Source organism: Vibrio sp. 811 (assembly GCF_033339195.1).
In genome coordinates this window covers 1-558 of the sequence record NZ_JAWOUB010000768.1, presented here as the reverse complement: position 1 = coordinate 558, position 558 = coordinate 1, and the positions used below count along the sequence as shown (strand labels likewise).

Here is a 558-nt window from a genome sequence, read left to right as displayed (position 1 = left end):
GGCCAGAAAAACCGCGCCCAGACGCGCCTTGGCCATTTTGTTCAGCCGCTGCGTAACCACTTTGCTGTTGTCCACTGCTTTGCTGCTGAACCGAGGAATCCGCCAGTTGCATCCCTTGTTGAGCCAACATTTCACGTAGACGAGGCAACGTTTGTTCAATAACGTCACGCGCTTGTGGGTTGGTAACCGTAAAATGCACGTTGGCCAAATCGTTGTTCATCGTCATGCGAATTTGCATACGGCCAAGCTCTGGTGGGTCAAGTCGGATGTCGAGGTTCTTCAAGTTCTTCGACATCATCATTTGTACTTTTTCCGCCACTTGCTCATTAGCGAGTTCTTTTGTTAATTGCAGAGGCAGTTGCGCTTGCTGAGCGGCTTCCGCTCGGGTTTGCTGTTGGGCTGTTACACCTTGTTGCCCAGCGGCCGCTTGCAGCTGTCCTGCTAATCCGTATTGCGACTCTGGCTTATCTTGCTGGCTCGCCGTAGCTTTCAACGCACCTGCACTTAACGCGGCATTGATCGCTTTGTGGCTCACTTCACCATTAGCAGCCATTTGAA

1 protein-coding gene is annotated in these 558 nt (G+C 52.0%); it reads right to left on the bottom strand.

Translation table 11 applies throughout. The annotated features are described in order from the left end of the window. On the bottom strand, positions 1-558 hold a 558-nt coding region (locus R7Q46_RS29295; RefSeq protein WP_318078599.1), incomplete at both ends, for a flagellar hook-length control protein FliK.